Below are 22,443 nucleotides of genomic sequence, written 5' to 3'. Positions count from 1 at the left end.
CCCAGGCGGGTCGCTCGCTAGAGCCGCTCCGGCGCGGGGTGCCCCGGCGCGGGCGCGCCGCCGGGCGGGCCCCCCGCGACGTCGGTGAAGAGGGGGCTCTCGGGGAGCGCGGCGGGGAGCGGCCGCGTCCGGGCGCGCACGCCGCGCCAGGCGAGGATGACGACCGGGAGCACGCCGCCCACGATGAAGAGCGCATCGCCGGGGAGGCGCGCCCACTCGAACCACGTCAGCGGCCGCGCGGTGAGGAACTCCAGCGCGCGCGCCTCCCAGTAGCCCACCGTGACCGAGCGGTGAAGCTGCAGGACGCCGATGGGGAAGAGCGTCGCGAACACCATCCAGCCCAGGCCGACGTTGAGCGACCAGAAGCTCACCGCCGCGAGCCGGTCCGACCAGCGCTCCGGCGGGACGAGGTAGCGGAGCCCGAACAGCGCGAGCCCCACCGCGAGCATGCCGTAGACGCCCATCATCGCCGCGTGGCCGTGGTTCGCGGTGAGGGCCGTGCCGATCTGGTAGTAGCTCACGATGGGCAGGTTGATGAGGAAGCCGAAGATCCCGGCGCCGACGAAGTTCCAGAACCCCACCGAGGCGAGGAACGCGACGGCCCAGCGATGCGGGAACCGCACGGCGCCCGCCTGCTGCTCGCGGCCCAGGGAGAGGAAGCTCCACGCCTCGAAGGTGAGGAGGGTGAGCGGGATGACCTCCGCCGCGGAGAAGAAGGCGCCGAGCGCCATGTGCTCCGCGGGCTCGCCCGAGAAGTAGACGTGGTGCATGGTCCCGACCACGCCCCCCACCGAGTAGAGGATGATCTCGAGGTAGATGAGCCGGAGCGCGATCCGCTCGGCGACCACCCCGAGCAGCACGAACAGGTAGGCGACGACGACCGTGGTGAAGAGCTCGAGGAAGTCCTCGACCCACAGGTGCACCACCCAGAAGCGCCAGTAGTCGGTGACCGTGAAGTGGCCGCGCGGGTGGGCGAGCAGCCCGACCGCATAGAACGCGGGGATCGCGAGCGCGGCGAAGAAGAACAGCCAGGGCATGTTGCCGAGGTGCTCGCGCGCGAGGCGGGGGCGCAGCGCCCGGAACAGGATCGCCACCCAGGCGAAGAGCCCGAGGATGAGCAGCACCTGCCAGAAGCGGCCGAGCTCCAGGTACTCGAAGCCCTGGTTCCCGAACCAGATGCTCCGCGTCCAGCCGTGGATCCCGGCGAGCTCGCCGATCATGCTCCCCACCACCACCACCGCCAGCGCGCCGAGCAGCGCGAAGGCGAGCGCGCGCTGCCCGGGCGGCTCGCGCCCGGCGATCATGGGCGCGAGGAAGATGCCGGCGGCGAGGTAGCTCGTCGCCACCCAGAAGATCGCGAGCTGCAGGTGCCAGCTCCGCACGACGTTGAAGGGGAGCAGCGCGGCGAGGTCCACGCCGAAGAAGTTCGAGAGCTCGGCGCGGTAGTGCTGCGTCGCCCCGCCCACCAGCGTCTGCAGGAGGAAGAGCAGCGCCATGACGAGGAAGAACCAGCCGGTCGCGCGCTGCGAGGGCGTGAGCGGCACCTCCTCGGGGCGGCGGAAGGTGAGGGTCTGCGACTCGCGCCCCTGCCAGCCGAGGAACCGCCAGCGGCCGAAGGCGGCGAAGAGGAGCCCGGTCCCCGCGAGGAGGGCGATGAGCGAGAGCACGCTCCACACCACCATCGGGCCAGTCGGGACGTTCTGGACGAGGGGCTCGGGCGGCCAGTTGTTGGTGTACGAATAGTCCTGGCCGGGGCGCCGGGCGGCGGCCGCCCAGGCGCTCCAGGCGAAGAACGCGGTGAGCAGCCGGACGTCCTCCGGCCCCGAGACGACGTCTCGCGCGAGCCCGGTCCGCGCGCTCGGCTGGGCGAAGAACGCCGCGAGCTCTTCGCGGTAGTGCTCGAAGGCGAGCGCCTGACCCTCGGTGAAGCGGAGCGTGTCGCTCGCCGGGTCGTAGCGGTTCGTCTGCAGCTCGGCCCAGGTCTTCGGGCCGCCCGCCCGCTCCGGCTCGCCGTTGCGGCGCGCCATGAAGCGGGCGGTGCGCCGGAGGTAGTCGGCGGTGAAGTCCGGCCCGAGGTAGCCGCCGTGGCCGAAGACCGAGCCGTACGACATGAGGCCCCGTCCCAGGAAGAGCTCCTGCCCCGAGAGGACGTCGTCCCGCGTGAAGACCACCCGCCCCGCCGGGCCGACGACCCGCTCCGGGATGGGCGGCGTCGCCGTGTAGGTCCGGTAGGCGAGCACCCCGAGGATGCCGAAGCCGACGAGCATGACGAGCAGCGCGGCCTGCAGCCAGCCGCGCGACACGAGGAGCTGCCTGCGCATGAACCCTCCAGCGTTCGAGCCTCGCCAAGGGTGGAGATAACGCGCGCGGAGGACAACACGACACCCTCCGTGGAGGCTTCACCGAACGTCATCGACCGACCCGTGGGTGCGGCCCGGCTCCTCGTGCGGCGGCGCTGGCCCTCGCCGGACAGGGGGGCGGGCGCCGGCGCGAGCCGGGCGGGATACTGCGCGCCCTCCTCGGCGCTCACCTCGGCCGTCCGGCCGCGACGCGCGGGACCACGGCGGCCCGCCGCGCGCGGGGGCGCGCTCCTCCCCGGCCGCGCTCGACGGTGGCCCAGGCGAGCGCGCCGCCCACGCCGCAGAGGGCCGCGGAGATCGCCATGGCGCGCTGGAAACCCTCTGTGAGCTGGCCGGAGGCGACGTCCGCCGGGGCGATGCCGGCGGCGAGGGGCAGCACCGCCACGGCGAGGAGACCGGCCGCGCGCGCGACGGCGTTGTTCACGCCCGAGGCGACGCCAGCCCGCTCCGCCTCGACGGCGGAGAGCGCCGCCGCGGTGAGCGGGGCGACCGCGAGGCCGAGCCCCACGCCGAGCGTCGCCACGCCCGGGAGGACGCCCCCGAGGTAGCTCACGCCCGGCACGGCCCGGGCGAGGAGCGCGAGACCGAGCCCCGCGACGAGCGCGCCCGACGCCATGAGCGGGCGGTTCCCGACGCGCCCCGCGAGCCGGCCCGACCACGGCGAGAGCACGAGGAGGCAGGCGGTGAGCGGGAGGAGCGCCGCGCCGGAGGCGAGCGGCGACCAGCCCAGGCTCCGCTGGAGCTGGAGCATGAGGAGGAAGGTCGCGCCGCCGAGCCCGAAGTAGAGCGCGAGCGTGGCCGCGTTCGCCCCGGTGAACTGGAGGGAGCGGAAGAGCGACAGGGGGAGCATGGCCGACGGACGGCGCTCCACGAGGACGAACGCGACGAGCGCGAGGGATCCCGCGAGCGCAGCCACCGTCACCCGTCCGCCGCCGCCCTCGCCGGTCGCCTCGATGAGCGCGTAGGTGACCGCGCCGAGCCCGAGGGCGGCGAGGACCGCGCCCGCGACGTCGAGCCGGCGCGCCACGGGCGCGCGGGACTCCGGGACGAAGCGCACCGCCGCCCAGATGCCGAGCGCGGCGATCGGGAGGTTCACGAGGAAGACGGCGCGCCAGGACACGGCCTCGGCGAGCCAGCCGCCGAGGAGCGGCCCGAACGCGGTCGTCACGCCGGAGAGGCCCGCCCAGGCCCCGATGGCGCGCCCCTGCTCCTCCGGCGCGAAGCAGCTCCGCAGCAGGGCGAGGCTCCCGGGCACGAGCAGCGCCGCGCCCACCCCCTGCACCGCCCGGAACAAGACGAGCGCGCCGGCGTTCGGGGCGACGCCGCAGAGGAGCGAGGCGACCGCGAACCAGGCGAGCCCGATGGTGAACACGCGGCGGCGCCCGTAGCGATCGCCGAGGGCGCCGCCGGGGAGGAGGAGCGCGGAGAGGGTGAGCAGGTAGCCGTCGAGCGTCCACTGCAGCGCCGAGAGGCCCGCGCCGAGCTCCCGGCCGAGGACCGGGAGGATCACGTTCACCACGGTCGAGTCGAGGAACGCGAGCCCCGAGCCGAGGATCGCCACGAGGAGCACGCCCCTCCCCGCCCGGCTGCCGTAGCGCACCGTCTCCCGCACCCCGCGAACCTTAAGGCGGCGCAGCGCCGGGGGCCGGGCTTCGGCGGGCCGCGCAGCGTCGAGTGGCCTCAAGCGCGGGAGCGCGCAGCGGACGCGCGACGTGGGGCGCTCCATGGGCCGCAGCCCCTTGGCCCGAGCGCCCGCGCCACTTCAGCCGCGCTCGTAGCGGCGCAGTGCCGGTGCCACGAGCGCGGTGACGAGCGCGGCGGCGATGCAGAGGAGGCCGCCCGAGGCGACCGAGAGGCGCGGCCCGAACGCGCGCGCGACCGCGCCCGCCTCCACCTCGCCGAGCTGCGGCCCGCCCATGAAGAAGATCATGTTGATGGAGCCCATCCGCCCGCGGAGCGCGTCCGGGGTGAGGAGCTGGCGAAGCGTCTGGCGGATGACGGTGCTCACCGTGTCGGCGGCGCCCGCCGCCGCCAGCGCAGCGAGCGAGAGCGGGAAGGAGCGCGAGGCGCCGAACACCGCGATGGCGCCGCCGTAGGCGCCGACCGCCCACAGCACCGCGCGCCCCTCGCGCCGCGGGAGCGAGCGGGTGGCGAGGAACGCGCCCGCGAGGGCCGCGCCGGCGGGCTGCGCGGCGTAGAGGACCCCGAGGCCGCGAGGGCCGACGCGGAGGAGCTGGTCCGCGAAGATGGGCATGAGCAGCATCGAGCCGCCGAAGAACGTCGCGAAGAAGTCGAGCAGCATCGTCGTGCGGATGACCGGGGCGCGGCGCAGGAAGGCGAGGCCCTCCTTCACGGCGCCGAGCCCGAGCGGAGTCGCGCGCGGCGGCGCGCGGTGGCGCATGACGAGGAGCGCGCCGATCACGGCGAGGAACGAGGCCGCGTCGAGCGCGTACAGCGTGACCACGCCGCCCCAGGCGAGGAGCACGCCCCCGAGCGCGGGGCCCACGACGTTCGCCACCTGCCAGCCCGTGAACGCGAGCGAGAGCGCGCCGGAGAGGTGCTCGGGCGGCACGAGGAGCGGCACGAGCGCCTGCCGCGCCGGGTTGTCGAAGGCGATGGCCGCCGCGCCGACCGCCACGAGGCCGTAGAGGAGGCCGGGCGTCGCGAGGCCGAGGTGGCTCGTCACCGCGAGCGTGACGGACACCGAGGCGAGCAGCGTCTGGGTGACGAGCATGAGCCGGCGGCGGTCGACCGCGTCCGCCACGACCCCGCCGCCGAGCGCGAAGGCGATGACCGGAGCGACGCGGAAGAAGCCGAGGAGCCCGAGCGCGAGCGGCGAGCGGGTGAGCACGTAGAGCTGCCAGACGATGGCGACGTGCTGCATCTGCGTGCCCGTGGTCGAGACGACCTGGCCGAAGAGGAGGTTCCTGAAGTCGCGGGAGCGGAGGGCCGCCGGGAGCGCAGGCACGCGCGGAGGAGAGCACGGGCGGGCCTGCCTGTCGATCCGGCGGCCCCTCCCTCCGGCGGCCCGCGCCGTCACTCGCCCGCGCGGGCGGCGAGCCAGGCGTTCGCGTCTGCGAGGCTCTCCTCGGAGATCGTGTGGCCGATCGGATACTCCCGGTACTCGACGCGCGTCCCGAGGAGCGGCGCGAGGAGCGCCCTCGCCTCGCGGCCGCGCTCCACGGGGATGACTGCGTCGTCCCTGCCGTGCAGCACGAGCGCCTCGAGCCGGGCGAGCGCGGGCGCGGGCGCGGCGCGGGAGAGGCTCTGCGGCAGCACGCGGCCGGAGTGAGCCACGAGGCCGCGCACGAGCTCGGGGCGCGCGAGGGCGAGCGCGTAGCTCATCACCGCGCCCTGCGAGAACCCGAACAAGAACACCCGCGCCGGATCCGCGCCGTAGGCCCCGCACAGCTCGGGGACGGCCTCCGCGAGCGCCTCGCGGCTCGCCTCGACCTCGGCCGGATCGAGCGTGGTGGGCGTCGCGCTCCGGTCGAGCACGTACCAGGCGAAGCCGGAGGGCGTCATGGCATAGGGCGCCCGCGCCGACACGACGAGGAAGCGGCGGTCGAGCCACGGCGCGAGCGCGAAGAGGTCCCGCTCGTCCGAGCCGAGCCCGTGCAGGAGGAGCAGGAGCGGCGGGTGGGAGCGGGCGGGCGCCGGCGCGCGGACGAGGTGCTCGAGCGTCACCCACAGACGCTATCCCGCTTCCGCCATCGCCGCCCGCCGGACGGCGCCGCTCGACCGGGGGCCCCGGTGGCCGCCTGTCCGACGTGCGCGCGGGCCGGCAATTCCGGCGGCGGGATGACGGCCGCCCCGCCCCGCCGTGCGCATGCTTCCGCCGGACCGAGGAGATTCCACGTGCGGCGACTCGAGACCTGGACCGCGCTGGCCATCCTGGGCGGCGCCACGGCGCTCGCCCTCTCGCGGCGCATCGGGCGCGTCCGGCTGCCCGGGAAGATCGCGTTCGTCACCGGCGGCTCGCGAGGGCTCGGCTTCCTCGTCGCGCGCGAGCTGGGGCGGCGCGGCATGCGCGTCGTCATCTGCGCCCGGGACGAGGAGGAGCTCGAGCGCGCCCGGGGCGGCCTGGCGGCCGAGGGGATCGACGTCACCGCGCTCCCCTGCGACGTCACCGACGAGGACGGGATCCAGGGGCTCGTGGCCGACGTGGAGCAGAACCTCGGCCCCATCGACGTGCTCGTGAACAACGCCGGCATCATCCAGGTCGGCCCCGTCGAGACGATGAAGACCGAGGACTACCGCCGTGCGATGGACGTGATGTTCTGGGGCGCGCTCCACGCCGCCGAGGCGGTGCTGCCCGGGATGCGGGAGCGGCGCCGCGGCACGATCGTGAACGTCACCTCCATCGGCGCCGCGGTGGGGCTCCCCCACCTCGCGCCCTACGACGCGGCCAAGTTCGCGCTGCGCGGCTGGTCGGAGGCGCTCGCGGCGGAGTCGATCCGCCACGGGGTGCGGGTCGTGACCGTCGTCCCCGGGCTCATGCGCACCGGCTCCTTCGGCCACGCGCTCGTGAAGGGGAAGCGCTACGCGGAGGCGAGCCTGTTCACGCTCGCTGCGTCGCTCCCGCTCTTGACCTCGAGCGCCGATCGCGCCGCGCGCCGGATCGTGCGGGCGATCGAGAACGACGAGCGCTTCGTCGTGGTGGGCGTGCCCGCGAAGGCGCTCCGGATCGCCCACGCGCTCTTCCCCGGCACCGTGGTCCGGACGCTGGGGGTCGTGAACCGGCTCCTCCCGCCGGCCGAGCCGGGCGCCCGCGAGGCGATCGCGCTGCCGGGTGAGCTCTTTCGCCGCGGCCTCGCGCGGTCGATCCTGACCGCGCTCGGCGATCGCGCCGCGCGCCGCTACAACGAGGAGCCGGAGCAGGCCTAGCCGCGACTCACCTGCAAAAGCGAAGGGCGACGGTGTCCCCACCGCCGCCCTTCGTCTTCGGCCGAGCCTCGAGCCGCCCTAGGGCATCGGCGCCGTCTGCCCCGCGAGGTGCAGGTTGGTGTTCCACGACAGGCCCGCGGACACGATGACCACGTCGGTCTGGAACGTGCCCGGGAAGGCGGTCGTCCCCTCCGGCGTGACCTTGTCGCGCCGGCCGTAGAAGAACGCCGCGTTCGCCGCCAGCCCGCGGTTGCCGAACGCCCAGGTGAGGCCGGTCGAGGCGCCCGTCGTGTTCGAGTCGGGGAGCGTCGGCGAGTAGGTGGTCTTGCGGAGGCCCGACTGATCGCGCATGAGCCCGAGCCGGAGGGCGAGCGTGGGGCTCACCTCCCACTCCACGCCGCCGCGGATGACGTTGCCGTTGCGGTAGTCGCGGGGCACGGAGAGGGTGAGCCCCTTGTCGCCCACGAAGGTGTCGTCGCGGTACACGACCCAGCGCGACCAGGACCACTGCAGCGTGACGAGGAGCGGCTTCGCCACGCGGTAGCCCACGCCGAGGTTGAGGAGGTTCGGGATCGTGACGTCGTGCGTGACGCCCTGGTCCTGCGTCTCCGGGCCCTCGAGGGCCGGCGGCACCTCGAAGTTGCCGTCGCCCTTCAGCGTCGCGTGCGCCTTGTGCTTGTAGTCCACGCCGATGGTGAGCGGGACGGACAGCAGAGGCTGGATCTCGGCGGAGACGTCGTAGGTGAGCGCGCCGCCCTTGGTGTCGAGCTCGCCGTAGGCGTCCGGGAAGGGCTGGATGCCCTGCTTCAGGTACTCGAACCCGTAGTACCAGACGAGCCCGCCGCCGACCCGCACCTGCGGGATGACCTCGTAGCCCGCGGTGAGGTAGGTGCCGAAGAAGCGCCGCTGCACCTCGATGATGCGCGCGCGCCCCTGCCAGTCGTCCTTCCAGAACTGGTTGCCACCGAACGGGCTCCCGAAGCCCACGCCGACGCCGAGGCCGCGGCCGGCGAGCTTCGTGCCGAAGCCCGCGTAGACGTTGACGGGCGTGACCGGCTCGAAGCGCGTCGTGGAGCTGCCGGTGAGGCTCGTGCTCCCCGAAGGCGCGGTCCAGTCGGTCCAGATGTCGAGGAAGGAGCCCGCCACCGAGACGGCGGGCCCGTCGAGCTTGGAGAGCGCGGCGGGGTTGATGAACGCGGCGCCGGCGTCGACCTGGGCGCCGACGGCCGACGAGGAGAGCGCGAGGTCGCGCGGGTTGACGTTGATGACCTCGTAGCCGCTCGCGAGCGCGAGCGACGGGACGAGGAGGAGGGCCGTCAGGATCGTCTTGCGCATGGGTGGCGTCTCCTCGTCAGTCGAGCGTCACGGCCGCAGGGGGAAGGGTGCCGTCGGAGAGGAACCGGGCCGCGTCCTCGCGCACCGGGCCGCCGATGGACGTGCCGCCGAAGAGCGGCGCGAAGGTGTCGAGGATGACCCCGTGGTCGACGCAGCCGCCCGCGGCGGAGCGGCTGTCGTAGAGGGTCGTGTCGATGGTTCCGAGGTCGAGGAGCAGGTCCCCGTAGGCGAGCGGGACGCCGCCGACGACCGTGGTCCGGTTCGGCACCACCGGGTCGCACTTCGAGAGCTGGCCGAAGGCGGCCGTGGTCGAGGAGGCGAGCGGCCCGAGCGCGGCGAGCGGGCTCGGGAGCTTCGTCTCGACGTGCTGGGCGTAGTTGATCGGGTCGGCCGGGTCGAGGATCCACTTCGCCAGGATGAGCGTCTGGACGTAGCGGGCCGCCACCGCCGGATCGGTCGCGATCTTCGAGCGGTCGATGCCGAGGGAGAGGAAGAGCTGATCGACCGCCGACTTGAACGCCGGGGCGTTCGTGAAGATGTCGGTCAGCGTGCCGCCCGGCGAGGAGAGCACCGCGCGCGAGATGCGCGGGTTCGTGGCGGCGATCTCCGTGCCGTTGATCCCGCCGAGCGAGAGCCCCTCGAGGTAGACGCGCGTCGGGTCGATCCCGACGCCGTGGCCCGCGAGCGCGGCCGCGAGCGCGTTCACCTGCGGCTGCGGGAAGCCGCTTCCGGGCGGTGGCCGGGCGGCGGCGAGGATGAGGGCGGCGTGGTCGAAGAGGTCCTGCCGGATGCCGTCCCGGATGCGGAAGAAGTTGCCCGAGATGAAGTAGTTCCCGGAGGCCTCGGTGGTGAAGTCGTTGCCGAGACGCAGGTGCCCCGTCGTGCAGGTGCCCGGCGCGACCGCGTCACCCTGGCCGGCGCGCGCGGCGTCGGGCGTGCACACGCCGTCGGCGGTGCCGTCGGTCGTGCAGTCGGAGTTCTGCGAGCAGAAGGCGCGATCGCCGTGGTAGGGCGCGTCCGTGGCGATGACCACGAAGCCCTTCGCGGCGAGGGACTCGGCGACGCCCAGCATCTGCAGCCGCCCGCCGTTCAGCCCGTGGTGCCACACGACGAGGGGCGCGACGCAGGGCGGCGCGCCGCACTTCGGCACGGCCACCGTCGCCGAGAGCTGGACGGGCGTCCACGCGCTCGGGTCGGGGTTGAGCGCGCCGTTCGCCGGGTCGATGGCGTCGAGGCTCACGAAGCGGGCGTCGAGGAACGCGGCCACGCTCGGGAACAGCGCCGCCTGCTGCGCGGCCGTGATGCCGAAGCTCGCGAGGTCGAGGGGCGCCGCCGCCACCGTGGTGAACGCGGCGTTGTCCGCCATGTTGCCGTCGCCGTTCGGATCGTACGGCGCCGCGGAGAGCTTGACGCTCACGTCGGTCACGGTCTGGGTGGTGACCGTGTAGGCGAGGACGACGTGGTCGCGGGTGAGCGAGGCGTCGCCGGAGAGCGCGCCGAGGTTGTCGAGCAGCGGCGCGAGCCCGGTCCGGAGCGCCTGTAGGCCGCCCGCGTCAGCGTCGCTCACGCCGGGGATCTGCGACTTGCCGTCCACGACGAGGGGGTTCTGGAACCCGAACACGATCTCGGCGAGCGTGCTGCGCACGAGGGCCGCGTCCTGCGTGTCCTTGACGCGATCGGTGACGATGACGGCATAGCGGGTCTTCTGCTTGAGCGGCGGGACGTAGACGATCCCGGCGGGCGTCGGCGTGGGGACCGGAATTCCGGGCTGGAGCCCGAGCGCGGTCGTGACGCTCGTCCCCTGCACGTCGCGGTTCAGCGCGGGCGGCTGCGTGAGGTACTCCGCCGTGCCGGGCGCCCCGGCGCCGAGCGCGGCGGCGACGTCGCGCAGCCGGCGGGGGGTCCCGCCGGCGGGCAGCTCGAAGACGAGGACGCTGTTCGCGTTCACGGTCGCGGCCTTCACCGGCGCCGTCAGCGGAACGAGCATCATGCCCGTCGTCGAGAAGCCGTCGAGGGTGGCGAGGCCGGCCGCCGCGGGCCCGAAGGCGGGGTTGTTGCGCACCTTGCCGGAGGCGGGGTCGAGGAGGAAGTCGGACGGGAAGGGGATCTGGCCCGAGCCGCTGTCGGTCAGCGGGCTCGCCGTCGAGGGCTGCGTCCCGAAGGTCTGGACGCTCGCGATCTCCTGGTGGGGGAAGACCGTGTCCACCGCGGCGAACGCGGAGAGCTGGCCCGGCACGGTCGAGGCCTGCCAGAGGACGGTGAGGCCGGAGGGCGTCTGCGTCTCGACGGGCTTCCACCCCACGGAGCCCGCGTAGAGCGCCTGGAGCGAGCTGAGCTGCTGCACCTGCGCCGGCGTGATCCCGGGCGGCTGGTTCTCGTGGCTCATGAGATCGACGCCCTGCGCGACGAGGGCGATGGGCCTTTCGGCCGCCACGGCGCGGCCGTCGGTCGTCTTCACGCCGTGCTCACCGCCGCGCAGCGCGGCGACGTAGCGCCCCGGCGCCCAGCGGCGGCTGCCGGCGGCGTCCGCGACCTTGCGGAGGGCGAGCACGCCGTTCGCGTACCCGCCCACCTCGACGGGGATCCGCTCGGCGGCGCCGGCGGTGATCTTCAGCACCGCGACGGTGCTCTCGTTCACCGTCTTGAGGTCCAGGCTCGGGGGGGTCGCGGAGCGCGAGTAGGTCCCGTCGTCGACGTTCCGGGTGGAGGTGTGGAACGGGACGGTGATCGCGACCTCCTGGTCGCTCGGGAAGCCGCCTTTCACCACGAACGACTGGAGCAGCTCCTTCTGGAGCCCTGCCGGCAGCGTGGGGGCGCTCTGGAGGGCGAGGTCGTTGGGAAGCGGGATGGCGGGGGGAGAGAAGGACGCGAAGACCAGCACGTCGGGCGGTCCGTTCTGCTCGACCGACTGCGTGCAGGCGGCCGCCAGAACCGCGGCGGCCAGAATCGTGGCGCGGCGATGGAACATCGATGTCTCCTCGTGACGCGGACGGGGAGTAGAGAAAGCTACGGGGACAAATGGACCGATTTGCGCGTCAGCCTACGTGAAGTCAAGAAAGAGCGCCCGGCGCGCCGCGTCATCCTCGGCGCGAACGCGAGGCGGCGCGCGCACGGGAGCTCTCGGCCCTCGGTCGCGAGGAAAGACCTGAGCGCGAGCGGCTCCGACGCTCACGTGATCGAGTGGCGCGCGCCCTTCGACAGGACGCGCGCCACCCAAGAGGAGCGGTCAGAATGAGTAACGCGCCTGCGCGCTCGCAATCCAGACGTTGGCGTCGTACGAGCCGACGAGAGCGCCGCGCGGCGAGGGCTGGAAGCCCGTCGGCGGGTTCGGGTCGACGTTCGGGAGGTTGCTGCTCGCCTCCTTGATGAACAGGTACGCGCCGCCGACGTCGATGGCCGCCTGCCTCGAGAACGCCCACTGGAGGCCGGCCGCCGCCCACCAGCGATCCTCGTCGGGCAGACGCGGCGTGCGGAACTCGTCCTGGACCGGCGTCTTGTCGAAGGCGGTGCCGAGCCGGACCTTCAGCATCTGGGTCGCCTGGTAGTTCGCGCCGAGCCCGACGCGCCAGCTGTCGTCGAACTCGAGGGGCGTGCTCGAGAGCGGCGCGCCGCTCTTTCTGTAGATGGAGAGGTCCGTGATCGAGGACCAGCCCGTCCAGGTGAAGTCGGCGAGCAGCTCGAGCGCGGGGAGGACCTTCTGCGCGACCGCCACCGAGACCGTGTCCGGCATCTCGATGGTCGTCTTGACGGGGCCGTTCGGCAGCCCGGTGGCGAGCAGCGCCGGCCGGTTGCTGAAGGAGACGTCTCCCTTCACGTGGTGCTTCATCGTCGAGCGGTACGAGACCCCGACGCGCGTCTGCGTCGGCAGCTCCAGCATCGCGCCGGCGTTCCAGCCCCAGGTCCAGGTGTCGCCCGAGACCTTGGCGACGCCCTCGCAGCCGCCCGCGGCGGTGCCGCAGCCGGAGGCCGCGACCGCGGCGAGCGCCGCGGCGCCGCCGGCCGCGAAGGCGGCGGCGCTGTAGTTCACGGCGTTCGTCAGCTCGGCGTCGAGCCGCTGGTAGTTCGCGCCGGCGCCGACCGACAGCCACGGCGCGATCTTCCACGCCACCGTGGGGTTGAGGTTGATGGTCTCGACCGAGGACTTGAGGGCGTGGAAGCGGCCCACCCACCCCGAGTCCCAGTTTGTCTCGAGGCCGAACGGGACGCTCACGCCGAGGCCCGTCCAGATGAGGCCGGGGACGGTCTCGAACGAGACGTAGCCGCTCGGGACGAGCGACAGGGAGCCGCCGTCGCCGCCGTTGCCGCCCAGCGAAGGCTGCAGCGGCGTGGCCCGCGTGCTCCCGCTGTCCGTGAAGTCGGGAGAAGGGCGGACGAAGTCCAGCGCCGCCACGAGCTGCAGGCCCGGCACCCGGGTCAGGCCGGCGGGGTTGAAGAAGATGGTGCTCGCGTCCTCCGCCGCCGCGGCCTGGCCGGCGTAGGCGTTCCCGAGCCCGCTCCCGTTCTGCTCCACCAGCTGGAAGCCGGAGGCGCGGGCGCCGCTCGGCGGAGCAGAGAGCGCGAGCGCGACCGCGGCGATGAGGGAGGTGCGTCGCAGGTGGGTCTTCGTCACGGGATCCCCTCCTTGTTCGACACCCGTCTTCGGGCGCGTCGCGCACGATGACGGGAGCGAGACCGAGTCTTTTCGTCGAGCACGCCGGCTCGACGCGAGCTGACACCGCGCGTCACTCTAGCGGTCCGGTGACGTGGGTACCGAGACCACGCGTGGATCACCCCGAAGGACCGCAGCCCGAACTTCACTCCCCACTCGACGCGCTGCGTGATTCCCGGGTCGAGCCCGGGAGGGTTGTGAGTCCCACTCGGGACTCGCTAGCATCGATCCTTTCCCCTGCCCCGCGGAGAAGGACCCATGACGCGCCCCGCCCCGCTGCTCGCCGCCGCCCTGCTCCTCGCCTCACCGCTCGCCGCCCGCCCCGACGAGCCGCAGAAGCTCACCCTCGACACCTCGGGCTGGCTCCTCCTCAACACCTACGCGAGCTCCGGCCCGCTGAACGCGAACGACCTGCCTCGCTTCGCGCGGGGCGGTCCGGACGGCGAGGCGGCGCTCGGCATGGGGGTGCGCCAGAGCCGGCTGCGCCTCAACGTCGGCATCCCCTCCGACGGGCTCCTCGCGAACGCGAAGCTGAAGGCGCTCGTGGAGCTCGACTTCATGGGAGGAAACACCGTCGGGTCCGACGACCCGTCGCTGCCGCTCGTGCGGCTCAGGCACGCGTGGGTCTCCGCCGCCTGGCCCGAGCTCGCGAACCTCACCGTGCTCGCCGGCCAGACCTGGGGGATCGTGGGCGGGCCGTACTTCGCGCAGAGCCTCTCACACCTCGCCACGCCGCGCTTCGCGGGCGCGGGCTTCCTCTACCGCCGCGCGCCGCAGGTGCGCGTCTCCGGCGATCTGGGGCGGACGCTCGGCGTCGTCTACCAGCTGGGCGCGCTCGCGCCGCTCGACCGGGCCGGCGTCACCGCCGACGCGGCGAACGGCGCGCCGGGGCCGGCGGGGGAGCGCTCGGGGACGCCGAACGTGGAGGCGCGCGTCGCGGGCGTGTACCGGCGCGGCGGCAAGGCGACGGCGGAGCTGGGGGTGTCTGGCCACGCCGGGCGCGAGAAGTACTCCTTCGCGGCCACCGCCGACCGGGCCGCGAAGGACGTCACCGCCGAGAGCCGCGCGCTCGCGCTCGACCTGAAGCTCGACCTCCCCTACGTGCAGCTCGTGGGCGGCGCGTTCGCGGGCGAGAACCTCGACATCCTCTACGCCGTGAACGCGAAGGGCGTCGTCGCGGACGTCGCGCTGGCGCGCGTGTCGAACGTCGAGACCCGCGGGCTGTGGGCGCAGGCGGCCGTGACGCCCGTGCCCGGGTACACCCTCCTCCTCGGCGCCGGGCGGGAGGACCCGCGCGACGCGACCCTCCCGGCCGCGAGCGCGACCTCGAGCCCGATCCGCCGGAACAGCCAGCTCTCCGCCGGCGCGCTCGTGAACCTCACCTCGCGCTGGCGCCTCGGCCTCGAGGCGACGCGGTACGTGACGGACACCGCCACGGTGACCGGCGCGGACACGTACACGGCGAACCAGCTCGAGCTCTCGACCTTGCTGGCGCTGTAGCCGGAGCGTCCCCTCGCGCTGCGGCAGAGCGGCCGCCGCGCGAGGGCCGCGCTCTATCGATTCGCGAACAGGCGAGCGAAGCGAGCCCGCCGGGTCGACGCCGCGGAAGCGGCGCAGCCGCTCGCGGCGGCGCACGGGACCCGGCGAGCAGGGGTGGGCCCCGACGAGCTCTGCTCGGCGGGCGGGGGCGCAGCCCCCGTTACAAATCGCTGAACGACAGCGCGATTCGCGTCACCGAAGGTATCGCGAATCGAGCTGTCGTTCAGCGCCGCCGGTGATCGAGCACCCGCCGCGCCTTGCCGGCGGAGCGCTCGAGCGTGTTCGGCGCGACGAGCTCGACCGCCATGCGCACGCCGGTCACGGCGTGGATCTCGCGGTCGATCCGGTCGTGCAGCTCCTGGAGCTGCCGCATCTCGTCGCGGAAGTCCGAGGGGCGCATCTCCACCTTCACGACCGCCTCGTCGAGCGAGCCCGGGCGCGAGACCTCGATGAGGTAGTGCGGCGCCGTCCCCTCGACGCGGAGCAGCGCCTCCTCGATCTGCGAGGGGAAGACGTTCACCCCGCGGATGATGAGCATGTCGTCGGAGCGGCCCACCACCCGGCTCATCCGCACGCCGGTGCGGCCGCAGGGGCAGGGCGAGCGGTCCAGCGCGGCGAGGTCGCGCGTCCGGTAGCGCAGGACCGGCATCGCCTCCTTGGTGAGCGTGGTGAAGACGAGCTCACCCACCTGGCCGTCCGGCACGTGGGCCAGGGTGTCGGGGTCGACGCACTCGACGAGGAAGTGGTCCTCCTGCACGTGCATGCCCGTGCGGTAGGGGCACTCGCCGGAGACGCCCGGGCCGATGACCTCGGAGAGCCCGTAGTTGTTGAAGGCGCGGATCCCGAGCGCGCTCTCGATGGCCGCGCGCATCTCCTCGGTCCACGGCTCGCCGCCGAAGTGCCCGAGCCTGAGCGGCAGGTCGCCCGGGCGGAAGCCCTCCGCGGCCGCCACCTCCGCGATGTGCAGCGCGTACGACGGCGTGCAGACGAGCACCTCGGCGCCGAGGTCGCGGATGAGCATCACCTGACGCGGGGTGTTTCCACCGGCGGCGGGCACCACCGCCGCGCCCACCCGCTCGATGCCGTAGTGCAGGCCGAAGCCGCCCGTGAACAGGCCGTAGCCGAAGGCCACGTGGACGAGGTGGTCCGGGCGCAGCCCGCCCGCGACGAGGAAGCGCGCGACGAGGCCGGACCAGGTGTCGAGGTCGCGCCGGGTGTAGGCGACGAAGGTGGGCTTGCCGGTCGTCCCGGAGGAGCCGTGCACGCGGGCGAGCTCGCCCCTCGGCACCGCCAGCAGGCCGAGCGGGTAGGTCTCGCGGAGGTCGTCCTTCGTGGTGAAGGGCAGCCGGCGGACGTCGTCCACGGCGCGGATCGCCTCGGGCGTCGCGCCGGCGCGGCCGAGCGCGTCGCGGTAGAACGGGACGGCGCTCGCGCGGCGGACCGTCTCGGCGAGGCGTCGCGCCTGCAGCGCGCGCCGCTCCGGGATGGGGAGCGTCTCGGCGGGGTCGAAGATCGGGCTCTCGAGCACGGGGATCGTCACGGCGTCCCCTACGAGCGCGCGAACAGCTCGGCGGGGCCGACGAGCTTCACGCCCGCCGCCTCGAGCAGCTTCTCGGCGCGGTCGGGGTCCTCGAGCCGGAAGAGCAGCGTGGCGTGGCGGCCGCGCTCGCGCGAAGCGGAGGGGTACATGTACTCGACGCCGACGCCGGCCTGCTCGAAGGCCTCGAGCACCGCGGCGAGCCCGCCCGGGCGGTCCGGCACGTCGACGGCGAGCACCTCCGTCACGTTCACCACCACCCCGGCGGCCTCGAGCACCGACTTCGCGCGCTCCCACTCCTTCACGACGAGGCGCAGGATGCCGAACTGCGCCGTGTCGGCGAGCGACATGGTGACGATGTCGATGCCGGCATCGCCGAGCGCCTTGCAGGGGAAGCGGAGCTGGCCGGGGCGGTTCTCGAGGAACACGGAGAGCTGACGGATCTTCACGGGACCCCCTCCTACATGTTGCGCCGGTCGAGGACGCGCTTCGCCTTGCCCTCGCTGCGGGCGAGCGTGCGCGGCGCGACGAGCGTCACCTTCACGCGGATGCCGACGACGTGGTCGATGGCGGCCTCGAGCCTGCGCCGGAGCGCCTCGAGCGCGCCGATGACGTCGGAGAACACCTCCGGCGTCACCTCCACCTGCACCTCCATCTCGTCGAGGCCCTGCACGCGGGCGAGGACGATCTGGTAGTGCGGCAGGGTCCCCTCGACGGCGAGGAGCGCCGCCTCCACCTGCGAGGGGAACACGTTCACCCCGCGGATGATGAGCATGTCGTCCGAGCGGCGGCCGATGCGGCGGATGCGGCGCAGGGTGCGGCCGCAGGCGCACGGCTCGGGGACGATCGAGGTGATGTCGCGCGTGCGGTAGCGGATCATCGGCATCGCCTCCTTCGAGAGCGTGGTGAGGACGAGCTCGCCCTCCGCGCCGTCGGGGAGGACCTCGCCCGTCTCCGGGTCGATGATCTCGGGGTAGAAGTGGTCCTCGAAGAGGTGCAGGCCGTCGCGCCGCTCGCACTCGATGCCGACGCCCGGGCCGATGATCTCCGAGAGGCCGTACACGTCGTGGGCGCGGATGCCGGCGGCCGCCTCGATGTGACGGCGCATCTCCTCCGTCCAGGGCTCGGCGCCGAAGACGCCCACCTTGAGCCGCTCGAAGGAGATGCCCGCCTCGCGCGCCCGCTCGACGAGGTGGATCATGTACGAGGGCGTGCAGCAGATGGCGGTCGCGCCGAAGTCCTGCAGCACCATGAGCTGGCGCTCGGTGTTGCCGCCGGAGATGGGGATCACCGTCGCGCCGAGCGCCTCGGCGCCGTAGTGGGCGCCGAGGCCGCCGGTGAACAGGCCGTAGCCGTAGGCGTTCTGGATCACGTCGCCGCGGTGCAGCCCGCAGGCGGCGAAGGTGCGCACCATCACGCTCGTCCACACCCGCAGATCCGCCTCGGTGTAGGCGACGACGATGGGCTTGCCGGTCGTGCCCGAGGAGGCGTGGAGCCTCACGATCTGCTCCATCGGGCTCGCGAACAGGCCGAACGGATAGGTGTCGCGCAGGTCGGTCTTCACCGTGAAGGGGAGCCGACCGAGGTCCTCGAGCGAGCGCACGTCGGCGGGCGTGACGCCCCGCTCCTCCATGCGCCGCCGGAAGAGCTCGACGCGCGCGTGGGCGCGCTCGACGACCGATCGGAGCCTTCCGAGCTGGAGCCGCGCGAGCTCGCGCCGCGGCAGGAAGTCGGGGGCGCTCGCGGGGTGGAAGCCCCCGGGCGCGTCGTTCCACTGGCTGCTCACCTGGAGCCGCTCCTTTCGTTCGTCCCCGTCCCCGCCGCCCGCCGTGTGTGGGTGTCCTAGGTCCGGAGCGCCGCCGCGCGGCCGATCCGGAACGCCTTCTCGTTCACCTCGTGCAGCCGCTCCGGCAGCGCCGCGCGGATCGCCGCGAGCCAGTGCTCCTCGGGTAGGTCGAGGAGGCGGGCGAGCGCGCCGAGCAGGGCGACGTTGAGGCTCTTGCGGTTCGGCAGCGTCGCCTCGTCGACGAGGTCGGGCGGGATGAGCACGCCGCGCGGCCCGAGCAGCGGGCGGGTGACGGCGATCTCCGAGGCGGAGAGGACGACGAGGTAGTCCGCCTCCCCGCCCGGCACCATGGGCGAGAGCACCTCGCGCCCGAAGCGGACGTCGGAGGTGACCGAGCCGCCCCGCTGGCTCATCCCGTGGACCTCGGCCTTCTTCACGTCGCGCCCGGCGCGGAAGGCGGCGTCGGCGAGGATGTCCGAGGCCTTGATGACGCCCTGGCCGCCGAGGCCCGCGAACACCACGTTCACCACGTCCACGCGGTCAGACATTCTCGATCTCCGGGCAGGCCGCGCAGCCCGCGGCGGCCGCGGCCTTCTCGTACTTGCGGATGTCGGCGGCGGCGAGGATGCACGGGCGGCGCGCGACGACCACCGAGAGCTCGCGGCGCGCCAGCCGGTCGACGAGGAGCTTCTCGAACCCGGCCGGCTCGGCGATGGGATCGACCACGTCCACGTTCCGCACGCCGAGCGCCCTTGCGAGCCCCTCGATCGAGAGCTTGCCGGTGGGGGCGTGGTCGAGCGTGCGGCCGGTGCCGGGGTGCTCCTGCTGGCCGGTCATGGCGGTGGTGCCGTTGTCGAGCACGACGAGCACGTGGCCGGTGGGCGGCGGGTTGTAGACCATCTCGACGAGCCCGTTCAGGCCGGTGTGGACGAAGGTCGAGTCGCCGATGATCGACACCACCTTGCGCGCGTCCTCCTCGGGCAGGACGTGGCGGAGCCCGAGCCCCACCCCGAGGGACGCGCCCATCGCCACGCAGGTGTCCATCCCCTCGTACGGCGGGAGCACGCCGAGCGTGTAGCAGCCGATGTCGCCCGCCACGATGCAGCCGAGCTTCTTCAGGGTCGAGTAGACGGGGTGGTAGGGGCAGGCCTCGCAGAGCTGCGGGGGCTTGCCCTTCGGCGGCTCCGGCTCGGGCGTGAGGTCGCGCGCGAGGATGCGGCGCACGCGCGGGACGTCGAGCTCCCCGAACCGGAACGCGGGCGCCTTGGCCTCGACCGCGATGCCCGCCGCGCGCACCGCGTCGGCGATGACAGGGTCGCCCTCCTCGAGGACGACGCAGCGCTCGACCGAGGCGGCGAAGGCGCGGATCTTCTCGAGCGGGAGCGGGTGGACGAGCTTCAGCTCGAGCAGGCTCGCCCCCGGCGCCGCCTCGCGGGCGTGCCGCGCGGTGACGCCGTTCGCGACGATGCCGAGCTTGCCGTCCCCCTCGCGCCACACCGCGAGCGGCGAGGTCTCGCCGAAGGCCTGCAGGCTGTCGAGCTTCGTGCGCAGCCGGCGGTGGGCCGGGCGGGCGTAGGCGGGGATCATCACGCGGGCGGCGACGTCCCGGCGGAAACGCGGGACCGGCGCGGGCGCGCTCGCGGCGCGGCGGGTGACGATCGACTTCGAGTGGCACACCCGGGTGGTCATCCGCAGGATCACCGGGAGCTGCCAGCGCTCCGAGAGCTCGAGCGCGGCGAGGGCGAGGTCGTAGGCCTCCTGCGAGTCGGCCGGCTCGAGCATGGGCAGCCCGGCGGCGACCGCGTAGCGGCGGCTGTCCTGCTCGTTCTGCGAGGAGGCCATGCCCGGATCGTCGGCGGCCACCACGACGAGCGCGCCCGTGACCCCGGTGTAGGCGGAGGTGAAGAGCGGGTCGGCGGCGACGTTCAGGCCCACGTGCTTCATGGTGACGATCGCGCGCGCGCCGGCGAAGGCGGCGCCGAGCCCGACCTCGAGCGCCACCTTCTCGTTGGGCGCCCACTGGGCCTTGCCGCCGAGGGTCGAGAACGCCTCGAGGATCTCGGTGGAGGGGGTCCCGGGGTAGCCGGTGCCGAGGTGCACCCCCCCGTCCGCCGCGGCCGCCGCGACCGCCTCGTCGCCGGAAAGAAGCCGTCGTTCCATGAGAAGCGCGTCTCCTCCTCGCGCGCGCCTCATCACGGGACGTGCAGGGCGCGGCAGGCCGGTGTAAAAGCCGGCCGGCCGGTGGCGAGATTGGGCAAAGGGACGGCATAGTACCGCGAGGGCTGCGATGATTCCCATCCCCACGCTCGAGCGGCTCGTCGCCGCCGCCCGCGCCAGAGGTCCACTTCGCGTGGCCGTGGCGGCGGCGGAGAACGAGACCGCGCTCGCGGCGGCGGCGCTCGCGCGGCGCCAGAAGATCGCGGAGATCGTGCTCGTCGGCTCGCCGGCCGGGATCCGGGCGCGGCTCGCGGCCGCCGGCGAGGATCCCGGCGATTACCGCATCGAGCCGGCCGAGACCGACGCCGACGCGGCGCGGCGCGCGGTGGCGATGGTGCGCGGCGGGGAGGCGGCCGTGCTCATGAAGGGCCGGCTGCCGACGGCCGAGCTTTTGCGCGCCATCCTGGACCGCGCCGACGGGCTCCGCGCCGGGCGGCTCCTCTCCGACGTGCTCGTCGCCGATCACCCGCTCTCCGAGCGGCCGCGGCTCCTCGGCGTCACCGACGGCGGGGTGAACGTCGCGCCGGGCCTCGCGCAGAAGAAGGAGATCGTGGAGAACGCGGTCCGGCTCTTCCAGGCGCTCGGCTACGAGCGGCCCAAGGTGGCCTGCCTGTGCGCGGTCGAGACCGTGAACGAGGCGATGGCGGCGACGAAGGACGCCCAGGCGCTCGCCGAGGCGAACGCGCGCGGCGAGCTCGCGGGCTGCGTCGTCTCCGGCCCGCTCGCCCTCGACAACGCGCTCAGCCCCGAGGCGGCGCGCGCGAAGGGCATCGACCACCCGGTGGCCGGTCACGCCGACCTCCTGCTCGTGCCCTCCATCGAGACCGGGAACGCCCTCGGCAAGGCCTTCACCTACCTCGCCCGCCGCCACGTCGGGCACGTCATCGTCGGCGCGCGCGCGCCGGTGCTCATCCCGTCCCGCGTGGAGCGGGCGGAGGACAAGATCTACTCGATCGCGCTCGGCGTGCTCTCGGCGGCCTCCCTCGCCGCGGCGGGCGGCGGCGCGCCTTCGCCCGGGGACGGACGGCCATGACGACCGACACGGCGGGCGCGGAGCCGCTCGTCCTCGCGGTGAACCCGGGCGCGGGCTCGACGAAGCTCGCGCTCTACCGCGGCGACGCGCTGGTGCGCGAGGAGAAGCTCACCCACCCGGCGCTCATGGAGCGCCCCGCCGCGCGCGTCCTCGACGAGCTGCCGGTGCGCCTCGACGCGGCCCGGGCGCTCCTCGGCGACGCCGGCGTCGGCCGCGGCGCGCTCGCCGCCGTCGCGGGCCGCGGCGGGCTCCTGCCGCCGCTCCGCTCCGGCACCTACCTCGTCGACGCCGCCATGCTCGAGGACCTCGAGCGCGCCGAGCGCGGGGAGCACGCCTCGAACCTCGGCGCGCCCATGGCGAGCGCGCTCGCCGAGGACCACGGCTGCCCGGCCTTCATCGTCGACCCGGTCTCGGTGGACGAGCTCGATCCGGTCGCCCGCGTCTCCGGCCTGTGCGGCGTCGAGCGCCGGAGCTTCTCGCACGCGCTCAACATGCGGGCGGTGGCGCGGCGCTACGCGGCGCAGGCCGGCCGCGCGCTCGAGGACCTGCGGCTCGTGGTGGTCCACATGGGCACGGGCGTCTCGCTCTCCGCGCAGCGCGAGGGGCGGATGGTGGACGTCGTGAACCCCCAGGACGAGGGGCCGTTCTCCGGCGACCGCGCCGGCGGCGTGCCGTCGATGGCGCTCGTGGACCTCTGCTTCGCCCCGGGCGCGGACGAGCGCGCGCTGAAGCGGCGGCTCTTCGGCGACGGCGGCCTGTACTCGTACCTCGGCACGCGCGACGCGCGACAGGCGATCCGGCGCTGCGAGGCCGGGGACTCGCAGGCGTGCGTCGTGGTGGACGCGATGTGCTACCAGATCGCGAAGGCCGTCGGCGCGCTCGCCGCCGCCCTGGAGGGCGCGGTCGACGCGGTGCTCCTCACCGGCGGGATGGCCCACCTCCCGCACGTCGTCGAGGGCGTGCGCCGCCGCGTCGGCTGGATCGCCCCCACCCACGTGTTCCCCGGCGAGGACGAGCTGCGCGCGCTCGCGGAGGGCGCGCTGCGCGTCGTGCGCGGCGCCGAGCGGGTCCGGCGCTACGGGCAGGAGCGCTGAGCCGCGC

The 22,443-nt window shown here is 74.0% G+C and carries 16 protein-coding genes; 4 read left to right on the top strand and 12 right to left on the bottom strand.

Annotation, left to right across the window (positions count from 1 at the left end; translation table 11 throughout):
- Positions 1-17: 17 nt before the first annotated feature.
- The 4 genes from MNZ39_RS02590 to MNZ39_RS02575 form a co-directional block, all read right to left on the bottom strand.
- Positions 18-2,321: a nitric-oxide reductase large subunit gene (locus MNZ39_RS02590; RefSeq protein WP_242334034.1), complete on the bottom strand. Its 2,304-nt coding sequence runs from the start codon at positions 2,319-2,321 to the stop codon at positions 18-20.
- Between the two features lie 205 nt (positions 2,322-2,526).
- Positions 2,527-3,972 (bottom strand): DHA2 family efflux MFS transporter permease subunit, encoded by a 1,446-nt coding sequence (locus MNZ39_RS02585; RefSeq protein ID WP_242334031.1) that lies wholly within the window; start codon positions 3,970-3,972, stop codon positions 2,527-2,529.
- A 150-nt stretch (positions 3,973-4,122) separates the two neighbouring features.
- Complete coding sequence (locus MNZ39_RS02580; RefSeq protein ID WP_242334027.1) at positions 4,123-5,328, bottom strand: MFS transporter; 1,206 nt, start codon at positions 5,326-5,328, stop codon at positions 4,123-4,125.
- A 68-nt stretch (positions 5,329-5,396) separates the two neighbouring features.
- Positions 5,397-6,047 (bottom strand): alpha/beta hydrolase, encoded by a 651-nt coding sequence (locus MNZ39_RS02575; RefSeq protein ID WP_242334024.1) that lies wholly within the window; start codon positions 6,045-6,047, stop codon positions 5,397-5,399.
- A 171-nt stretch (positions 6,048-6,218) separates the two neighbouring features.
- Between MNZ39_RS02575 and MNZ39_RS02570 the strand changes: the two genes are divergently transcribed.
- On the top strand, positions 6,219-7,247 hold the full coding sequence (locus MNZ39_RS02570; RefSeq protein ID WP_242334021.1) for an SDR family oxidoreductase: 1,029 nt from the start codon (positions 6,219-6,221) through the stop codon (positions 7,245-7,247).
- 78 nt (positions 7,248-7,325) lie between these two features.
- Here the strand turns inward: MNZ39_RS02570 and MNZ39_RS02565 are convergent, their stop codons facing one another.
- From MNZ39_RS02565 to MNZ39_RS02555, 3 genes are all read right to left on the bottom strand, one after another.
- Positions 7,326-8,582 (bottom strand): OmpP1/FadL family transporter, encoded by a 1,257-nt coding sequence (locus tag MNZ39_RS02565; RefSeq protein WP_242334018.1) that lies wholly within the window; start codon positions 8,580-8,582, stop codon positions 7,326-7,328.
- Positions 8,583-8,598: 16 nt separating this feature from the next.
- Positions 8,599-11,550: a hypothetical protein gene (locus MNZ39_RS02560; RefSeq protein WP_242334016.1), complete on the bottom strand. Its 2,952-nt coding sequence runs from the start codon at positions 11,548-11,550 to the stop codon at positions 8,599-8,601.
- Positions 11,551-11,808: 258 nt separating this feature from the next.
- Complete coding sequence (locus MNZ39_RS02555) at positions 11,809-13,191, bottom strand: OmpP1/FadL family transporter (protein ID WP_242334013.1); 1,383 nt, start codon at positions 13,189-13,191, stop codon at positions 11,809-11,811.
- Positions 13,192-13,488: 297 nt separating this feature from the next.
- Here MNZ39_RS02555 and MNZ39_RS02550 point away from each other — a divergent pair, with 297 nt between their 5' ends.
- A complete protein-coding gene (locus MNZ39_RS02550) occupies positions 13,489-14,730 on the top strand; it encodes a hypothetical protein (RefSeq protein ID WP_242334010.1) in 1,242 nt (413 codons plus the stop codon).
- 262 nt (positions 14,731-14,992) lie between these two features.
- Here MNZ39_RS02550 and MNZ39_RS02545 read toward each other — a convergent pair whose 3' ends face one another.
- From MNZ39_RS02545 to MNZ39_RS02525, 5 genes are read right to left on the bottom strand one after another with little or no spacing between them, the layout of a single operon-like run.
- Positions 14,993-16,309, bottom strand: coding sequence for a phenylacetate--CoA ligase family protein (locus MNZ39_RS02545; RefSeq protein WP_242334006.1), 1,317 nt, complete (start codon positions 16,307-16,309; stop codon positions 14,993-14,995).
- A gap of 8 nt (positions 16,310-16,317) precedes the next feature.
- Positions 16,318-16,755, bottom strand: coding sequence for an ACT domain-containing protein (locus tag MNZ39_RS02540; protein WP_242334003.1), 438 nt, complete (start codon positions 16,753-16,755; stop codon positions 16,318-16,320).
- Positions 16,756-16,766: 11 nt separating this feature from the next.
- Complete coding sequence (locus MNZ39_RS02535; RefSeq protein WP_242334000.1) at positions 16,767-18,092, bottom strand: phenylacetate--CoA ligase family protein; 1,326 nt, start codon at positions 18,090-18,092, stop codon at positions 16,767-16,769.
- 56 nt (positions 18,093-18,148) lie between these two features.
- The gene (locus tag MNZ39_RS02530) at positions 18,149-18,640 is read right to left on the bottom strand and encodes a 2-oxoacid:acceptor oxidoreductase family protein (protein WP_242333997.1); all 492 of its coding nucleotides are present in this window, start codon (positions 18,638-18,640) and stop codon (positions 18,149-18,151) included.
- Complete coding sequence (locus tag MNZ39_RS02525; RefSeq protein ID WP_242333994.1) at positions 18,633-20,252, bottom strand: thiamine pyrophosphate-dependent enzyme; 1,620 nt, start codon at positions 20,250-20,252, stop codon at positions 18,633-18,635. Before MNZ39_RS02525 ends, MNZ39_RS02530 begins: the two co-directional genes overlap by 8 nt.
- Before the next feature lie 127 nt (positions 20,253-20,379).
- On the opposite strand from MNZ39_RS02525, the gene MNZ39_RS02520 reads away from it, so the two are divergent.
- Together MNZ39_RS02520 and buk are read left to right on the top strand one after the other, a co-directional pair.
- Positions 20,380-21,342 carry a bifunctional enoyl-CoA hydratase/phosphate acetyltransferase gene (locus MNZ39_RS02520; RefSeq protein WP_242333991.1) on the top strand — a complete coding sequence of 321 codons (963 nt, stop codon included), beginning with the start codon at positions 20,380-20,382 and terminating at the stop codon, positions 21,340-21,342.
- Positions 21,339-22,436 carry a butyrate kinase gene (gene buk, locus MNZ39_RS02515; RefSeq protein WP_242333988.1) on the top strand — a complete coding sequence of 366 codons (1,098 nt, stop codon included), beginning with the start codon at positions 21,339-21,341 and terminating at the stop codon, positions 22,434-22,436. The genes MNZ39_RS02520 and buk overlap by 4 nt, the downstream gene beginning before the upstream one ends.
- Positions 22,437-22,443: the final 7 nt, after the last annotated feature.

The sequence above is a fragment of the Anaeromyxobacter sp. SG66 genome (genome assembly GCF_022690805.1).
GTDB classification, from domain to species: Bacteria; Myxococcota; Myxococcia; order Myxococcales; family Anaeromyxobacteraceae; genus Anaeromyxobacter; species Anaeromyxobacter soli.
The sequence above is the reverse complement of the archived record's forward strand: the minus strand, read 5'-3'. Positions and strand labels throughout refer to the sequence as shown.